Here is a 6,646-nt window from a genome sequence, read left to right as displayed (position 1 = left end):
AACTCGGCCAACACCGCCAACTCGACCACCCGATGCCGTGGCCTACCCGCCCGTTTCCTCATAGCCAAACACCTCCTGCACTCAGCATCTGACTGGGCAATGGGTGGATGCCGGGGCGAGATCGGGCTGGTTGCAGCAGCGGAGGTGGGGGAGAGGGCCGGGGCCAAGCTGTATGCGGGCCCCGAGGCGTGGAATTGGGCGGCAAGCAAACGACTGCCCGGGCCGATGCTCCGTTGCATCGACCCGGGCGGGTAATCACTGGTTGGCGGTCAGAACTTCCAGATGGCTTCGTCCTTGAAGTCCTCCGGGGCGTACTTCAGGCCGCTGAAGAGCAGATCGGGGTTCTCGTGCTTGGCGCTCAGCCAGCCACGTGAGCACTCTCCGACCTTGAGTTGCTTCTCGGAGAAGGTCGGCTGTCGTTCGCTGACCTGGTCCCAGTCACCGACCGGAATCCACTTGGTTTCCTCGGGGCCCTCGCCGTCGCGAACCTCGGCAGACCACGGATCGGGGCTGACCCGGGTGGTGCCGTCCGCGTTCTGCTTGGGGTGTTCCTTGGTGTAGCAGACCTCGACATCCCAGGCCTCCCACAGACCGTTCTCCTCCGACTCGGCCGAGTGCAGGGTCACGGTGAAGTAGTTGAGTTCGGCCGACTCGCCTTCCTTGAGAGTCACCGACTTGGGCTCGGGATCGTCGGGAGCCGCGGTGTCGCCGCCCTCGGGGGCTTCTTCCGAACCTTCGTCGGACGGTGCTCCCGAGCCTTCATCCGAGGGAGCCTCGGAGGCCTCGTTGGTCGGCTCCGCGGACGTATCCGGGGCCGAGGCGGTTTCCTCGGGTGCGGACTCGGCCGGCTCCGGCGCGGCCGTGTCGGAGGAGCAGGCGCTCAAGGCCAAGACCGCAGCGGTGGCCAAACCAAGGGCGGCCCTTCCGGGTCGCCGAGCGGTGTTCGTCTTTACGTCGGACAGGTAGTTGCTCATGAAGAGTTTTCTCCTTTCCTCTGCAAATTCGACACTAACGTGACCCGGGGGTCAGTTTCCACGAGGGGTGGCCAGACCCTCCTGAACGCCGGTTTCGGGTGGGCCCAGGACGGGGTCGCGTCGGCTGAGGATGTCCCAGCCGGCCTTGAGGTTGGCGAGCACCTCGCGGCGGACGCCGTAATCCCAGGTGCGCCGGTGCCGCTCCCGCACCGAATCGTCGCCCACCCCGATCGCGTCCACCCCGACCGCGCGGCAGGTCGCGATGGCACGCGGCAGGTGGTACGACTGCGACACGATGGTCAACTCCCGCACCCCGAAGATCCGGTCGGCGCGCACACACGAGTCGTAGGTGTCGAACCCGGCGACGTCCTCCACCACATGCTCCGGCGGCACCCCGTGGCTGATCAGATAGGCGCGCATCCCGCGCGGTTCGTTGTAAGCACCGTCACCGGCGTCCCCCGACACCAGCAGCACATCGGCCTTGCCGTCGCGGTAAAGCTCGAGGGCCCGGTCGAGTCGGCCCTTCAGAAACGGCGAGGGCGACCCGTTGCGGTAGATCTCCGCACCCAGCACCAGAGCGACCTTACGAGCCGGCGCCGAGGAGGCGTCGAAGATCCGTCCCTCCGAAGACCGCTGGGTCCACAGGCTCAACCCGGCCAGCAGCGCCGTCCCGCCGAATGCCAGGGCGAGTCCGATCGCCAGGCCGCGGCGCATCAGTCGACGACCCGAATCGCCCCCGGCCCCGGTCATCGGCCCTGCTCGGTCACGTCACCCACCATGGTCTCCACCACATCCTCCAGCATTGCCGCACCCAGCACCCGACCCTCGTCGCGCACCACGGCGATGTGCGAGCCCTGTTGCTGCATCCGGCTCAACACGTCGTCCAATGGTTCATCGGCGTCGATATCCACCAGGGCACGGATCTGCTCGTCCGAGAAAGGATTGCTGCCGTCCCGCAACAGCGCGCCCAGCAGGTCCTTGAGGTGCACGTAACCGGCCAGGTGACCGTCCTCGTCGGAGACCGGGAAACGGGAGAAACCCGTCTCGACGCAGGCGCGTTCGGCATCGGCGGGGGAGTCCGAACGGCGCAGCACGATCAACTCCGACAACGGCACCAGCACATCGCGCGCGGTGCGGGTGCCGATCGTCACCGCACCGACCATCAGGTCGTGTTCGTGCTCCTCGAGGGTGCCCAACTCGCCCGACTCGTGGACGTAGGCCTGAATCTGGTCGGCGGTGTAGGTGGACGCGACCTCATCGGCCTGGGTGACCTTGATGATCCGCAACACCAGGCTCGCCAGTGCGTTCATCAACCACAGCAGCGGCCGCAGCACGAACACGATCGCGTACAGGGGCGGCCCGAACAGCAGCGCAGCTCGCTCCGGCCCGGCGATCGCGAGGTTCTTCGGCACCATCTCGCCCAGCACCATGTGCAGCGACACCACGATCACCATCGCGACGATGAACGACACCAGGTGGACGGCCGGACCTTCCACTCCGAGCAGATCGAAGACCGGCTCCAACAGGTGCGCGACGGCGGGTTCACCCACCGCACCCAGCAACAGCGAGCACACGGTGATGCCCAACTGGGCGCCGGCCATCATGATCGACACCCGCTCCATCGCCCGCAGGGTGATCTTCGCCGCCCAGTTCCCCTCCATCGCCTTGGGTTCGATCTGGGTGCGCCGGGCCGCGATCAGCGCGAACTCCGCGCCGACGAAGAAGGCATTGCAGAACAGCAGAACCACGGTGACCGGCAGGGCCCAGAAGGTGCTCACGAGCCGTCACCGTCCTCGTCGGGCAGAATCCGCAGCACCAGACGTTCGACCCGTTTGCCTTCCAACCGGGTCACCGACAGCCGCACCCGCACCGGGGTGGGCAGGCCGTCGTCGTCGCGGTTGTTCAGGTCGCGGGCCTCGATGTCGACGTGGTCACCGATCCGCGGGAAGCGTCCGAGTTCTTCGGTGATCAGGCCGCCGAGGGTTTCGCTGGCCTCACCCTCGGGCAGTTCGAGATGCTCGATCTCGTCGGGACGCATCAGGCCCGACAGCGACCAGCGTCCGTCGCCGAGATCACGTTCGACCAGGGATGGTTTGTCGTGTTCGTCGTCGATCTCACCGACGAGTTCCTCGACGATGTCCTCCAGCGCGAGCAGCCCGTCGGTGCCGCCGTACTCGTCGACCACGATCGCCATCTGCAGGCCACCGCGCAGTTGTTCCAGGGCGTCGTCGAGCGCCATCGCGCTGGGCACCTGCACCACTTCGCGGGCGATTTCGGTGACCGGGGTGGTGGCGCGGGCATCGTGGGGGACGGCCAGGGCGTCCTTGAAGTGCACTGCCCCGAGCACCTCGTCGGGGGTTTCACCGAACACCGGAAAACGGGCGTGGCCGGTGCTTTCGCTGAGTGCCAGGACGTCCAGGGCGGTCGCCTCGGCGGTGAGGTACTGCATCTTGGGACGCGGGGTCATCGCGTCGGTGGCGAACTGTTCGCCCAGGGTCGCCGAGCGCATCACCCGCCTGGCGAGGGACTGTTCCAGGGTGCCCTCCGAGGCCGACCGGGACGCCATCGCGGCCAGTTCGGCCGCCGAACGGGCGCCGACGAGTTCCTCCTGCGGTTCGATGCCGAACAGGCGCAGCAGTCCGTTGGCCGACCCCTGCAGGACGAACAACAACGGCTTGCTGATGAAGGTGAAGACCCGTTGCGGGCCGGCGACCATTCGGCCCACCCGCAATGGTTCGCTGATCGCCCAGTTCTTCGGCACCAACTCGCCGAACACCATCTGGGCGATGGTGGCGATCAGGAAGGCCATCGTCAGCGAGGTGGCCAGGGCCGCCGTTTCGTTCAGGCCCGCCCAGCCGAGCGGCCCGCGCAGCACTTTCGAGATGGACGGTTCGGCGATGAAGCCGACCACCAGCGACGACACCGTGATGCCGAGTTGGGCCCCGGAGAGTTGGGTCGACATGGTGCGCAGCGCTTGCTGCAGGCCGTCGGCGCGGCGGTCACCGGATTCGGCGGCCTTGCGCACCGTGGGGCGATCAACGGTGATGAAGGAGAACTCGGCTGCGACGAAGAGCGCGTTGGCGGCGATCAGCAGAACGACGCAGCCGATGAGTAACCACTCGGTCATCGACTCAATGCATCTCGTCGGGGTGGCTGGCCTGACGGTCGTCGGTGTTCAGGGCGTCGATCGCGGCCAGGTCGTCCTCGCTCAACTCGAAGTCGAAAACCGCGAAGTTCTCGGCCAGACGTTCGGTGTGCACGGTCTTGGGGAAGACGATCCGGTCGCGTTGCAGATGCCAGCGAATCGTCACCTGGGCCGGGGTGCGGCCCACCCGCTCGGCGATCTCGCGGATCGTGGGCGCCTCCAGGTCGGCGCCACGGCCGAGCGGACGCCAGGCCTGGGTGGCGATGCCCAGTTCGTCGTGCAGCCGGACGAGTGGGGCCTGGGTGAAGGTCGGGTGCAGTTCGATCTGGTTCACCACCGGTGCCTCACCGGTTTCGGCCACCAGCCGGCGCAGGTGTTCGGCCTGGAAGTTCGACACCCCGGTCGAGGTGACCAGTCCTTCGTCGCGCAGGTCGCGGAGCTGCTGCCAGGTTTCGGCGTAGCGGTCGGTGTTCGGGCAGGGCCAATGGATCAGATACAGGTCGAGGTGGTCCAGACCGAGGCGCTCCAGGCTTTCGCCGAGCGCGGCCGGGGCGTCGCCGTGCCGGTCGTTCCACAGCTTGCTGGTGACGTAATACTCCTCACGAGCCAGGCCGGATTCGCGCAGCGCCCGTCCCAGGTCGGCCTCGTTCTCGTAGAAGGAAGCGGTGTCGAAGTGCCGGTAGCCGAGTTCGAGGGCGGCGTGCACCAGACGGGTGGTCTCGTCGGGGCTCACCCGCCACAGGCCGAGCCCGAGCTGGGGAATGAGGCGACCATCCGGCAGGGTGAACGAAGGGCTGATCGTCATGGATCAACCCTAGAGCGTCGTGTGGCCAATCACCCAAGACATGGTCAAGCTTCCCTTGGTATGCGTGGAAGAATGCCGTCCATGTCGTCTTTGCAAGCGCGGTTGAGCGAGCGGATCTTCGAGGTTGCCGGGGTCGACCCGGAACTGCGTCCGGCCACCAAACCCCAGTTCGGTCACTACCAGTGCAATGTCGCGATGCGGCTGGCCAAGGCCGAGGGACGCCCCCCGCGCGAGATCGCCGCCGAACTGGCCGAGAAACTCGACCTGGACGACCTGTGCGAACCGATCGAAATCGCCGGCCCGGGGTTTTTGAACCTGCGGCTGCGTCCCGAGGTGTTGGCCGGTGCGGTCAACGAAGTGCTGGCCGATCCGCACGCCGGGGTGGTGCAGGTCGACGAGCCGCAGACGGTGGTGATCGACTATTCGGCGCCGAACGTGGCCAAGCAGATGCACGTCGGACACCTGCGCTCCACGGTGATCGGCGATTGCCTGCGTCGGGTGCAGACCGGGGTCGGCAACACCGTGATCGCACAGAACCACATCGGTGACTGGGGCACCCAGTTCGGGATGCTGGTCGAGCAGATCCTGTTCGAGAACCTGGACGCCTCCCGGCTCGATCTCGAATCGGCCAGTGAGTTGTACCAGCGCAGCCGCGCCCACTTCGACTCCGACCCGGAGTTCGCCGAGCGGGCCCGCAAGCGCGTGGTGGCGCTCCAAGGAGGGGACCCGCAGACCATCGGCATCTGGCAGCAGTTGATCGAGGTGTCGAAGGCCGGCTTCAACGAGGCCTACGACCGGCTCGGGGTGTTGCTCACCGACGACGATCTGGCGGGGGAATCGACGTACAACGACGCGCTTCCCGAGGTGGTCGCCGACCTGGAGGATCGGGGTGTCGCGGTGGTCGACGACGGTGCCTTGTGCATCTTCGTCGAGGGCATCGAGGCCCCGCTGATCGTTCGCAAACGCGATGGTGGTTACGGCTACGGCACCACCGACCTGGCTGCGATCCGGCATCGGGTGCGCGACCTGGGCGCCGATCGGATCATCTATGTGGTGGGTGCGCCCCAAGCCACCCACTTCAAACAGGTGTTCGCCGCCGCCCGCAAGGCCGATTACCTGCCCGAGGACGTCGATGCGGTGCATATCGGTTTCGGTTCGGTGCTGGGCACCGACGGCAAGCCGTTCAAGACCCGGGCCGGCAAGACCGTCACCTTGATGAGCCTGCTGGACGAGGCCGAGGAGCAGGCCGCCCCGGCCGTGGCGTTGGCGGCGATCAAGTACGCCGATCTGTCCAACGGCCTGAACAAGGACTACGTCTTCGACGCCGAACGGATGTCGCGCACGACCGGTGACACCGGCCCGTACCTGCAGTACGCCCACGCCCGCACCTGCTCGGTGATGCGCGAGGCCGAGGCGCGCGGGCTGAGCACCGACACCGAGGTCACCGTGCTCACCCAGCCGGAGGAACACACCCTGGCCCTGCAACTGTCGAAGTTCGGCGAGGCGGTCGCCGAGGTGGCCGACACCCTGCAACCGCACAAGCTGTGCCACTACCTGTTCGAGCTGGCAGTGGCGTACTCGAGCTTCTACCAGGAATGCCCGGTGCTGAAGTCCGACGGGGCGGTGCGTGATTCGCGGTTGGCGCTGTGCCGGGCCACCCGAACCGTGCTGGCTCGGGGCCTGCAGTTGTTGGGGATCGAGGCCCTGGAACGGATGTAGCCG

At 66.9% G+C, this 6,646-nt stretch carries 6 protein-coding genes; 1 reads left to right on the top strand and 5 read right to left on the bottom strand.

The genetic code is table 11. The features are described from left to right. Positions 1 to 269: 269 nt before the first annotated feature. Genes ACR4XW_RS10050 through ACR4XW_RS10030 form a run of 5 tightly spaced genes read right to left on the bottom strand, consistent with a single transcriptional unit; the run spans position 270 to position 4,924 of the window. Complete coding sequence (locus ACR4XW_RS10050) at positions 270 to 974, bottom strand: hypothetical protein (RefSeq protein ID WP_434760417.1); 705 nt, start codon at positions 972 to 974, stop codon at positions 270 to 272. A 51-nt stretch (positions 975 to 1,025) separates the two neighbouring features. Beyond that, complete coding sequence (locus tag ACR4XW_RS10045; protein ID WP_434760416.1) at positions 1,026 to 1,724, bottom strand: SanA/YdcF family protein; 699 nt, start codon at positions 1,722 to 1,724, stop codon at positions 1,026 to 1,028. Further along, positions 1,721 to 2,752: a hemolysin family protein gene (locus ACR4XW_RS10040; protein WP_434760415.1), complete on the bottom strand. Its 1,032-nt coding sequence runs from the start codon at positions 2,750 to 2,752 to the stop codon at positions 1,721 to 1,723. Before ACR4XW_RS10040 ends, ACR4XW_RS10045 begins: the two co-directional genes overlap by 4 nt. Further along, positions 2,749 to 4,101: a hemolysin family protein gene (locus ACR4XW_RS10035; protein WP_434760414.1), complete on the bottom strand. Its 1,353-nt coding sequence runs from the start codon at positions 4,099 to 4,101 to the stop codon at positions 2,749 to 2,751. Before ACR4XW_RS10035 ends, ACR4XW_RS10040 begins: the two co-directional genes overlap by 4 nt. Before the next feature lie 4 nt (positions 4,102 to 4,105). Continuing rightward, a complete protein-coding gene (locus ACR4XW_RS10030; protein WP_434760413.1) occupies positions 4,106 to 4,924 on the bottom strand; it encodes an aldo/keto reductase in 819 nt (272 codons plus the stop codon). 81 nt (positions 4,925 to 5,005) lie between these two features. Between ACR4XW_RS10030 and argS the strand changes: the two genes are divergently transcribed. Continuing rightward, positions 5,006 to 6,643 (top strand): arginine--tRNA ligase, encoded by a 1,638-nt coding sequence (gene argS / locus ACR4XW_RS10025; RefSeq protein ID WP_434760412.1) that lies wholly within the window; start codon positions 5,006 to 5,008, stop codon positions 6,641 to 6,643. Positions 6,644 to 6,646 lie beyond the last annotated feature (3 nt).

It is taken from the genome of Pseudenemella bisphenolivorans (assembly GCF_051133435.1).
Taxonomy (GTDB): Bacteria; Actinomycetota; Actinomycetes; order Propionibacteriales; family Propionibacteriaceae; genus JAAYAO01.
Note: the sequence above shows the minus strand (reverse complement) of the source record. Positions and strands in the feature narration are given on the sequence as shown.